At 56.4% G+C, this 328-nt stretch carries 1 protein-coding gene; it reads right to left on the bottom strand.

Annotated elements, in window-relative coordinates; genetic code table 11:
• The coding region (locus DXA74_RS16055; protein WP_233550599.1) for a DUF4138 domain-containing protein at positions 1-328 on the bottom strand (328 nt) is incomplete at both ends.

Raw genomic sequence — 328 nt, 5'->3', positions numbered from 1 at the left:
TCGATGTTGAGCATTTCCGGTTCACGGGCGTACTTGGCGTTGAACGAAAAGAAACTGCCGTCCTCGCAGATAACGGAGAAGTTCGTTTCTCCCGGAAAGCCCTCTGTCGTGGCTTTCACCCTGATTACGTTCTCCGCACCGTCCGCCTTGCCCGCTATGATGTGGTTGCTTCCCAAATCGACATAGCGGACGGCGGCGGGGAAGATGATATGCACCGTCTTGGCAAAGGTCACTTCCACGCCGTAGGGCGTAACCATTTGGCGGTACGGGAGTTTCCGGGTAATCCCCCGGTACAAGTCGTTGCCAGCCGCATACTTCACGGTGTCAG

Origin of the sequence: Bacteroides sp. OF04-15BH, from assembly GCF_003477995.1 — a bacterium.
In the GTDB taxonomy this organism is placed as follows: domain Bacteria; phylum Bacteroidota; class Bacteroidia; order Bacteroidales; family Bacteroidaceae; genus Paraprevotella.
The sequence above is the reverse complement of the archived record's forward strand: the minus strand, read 5'-3'. Positions and strand labels throughout refer to the sequence as shown.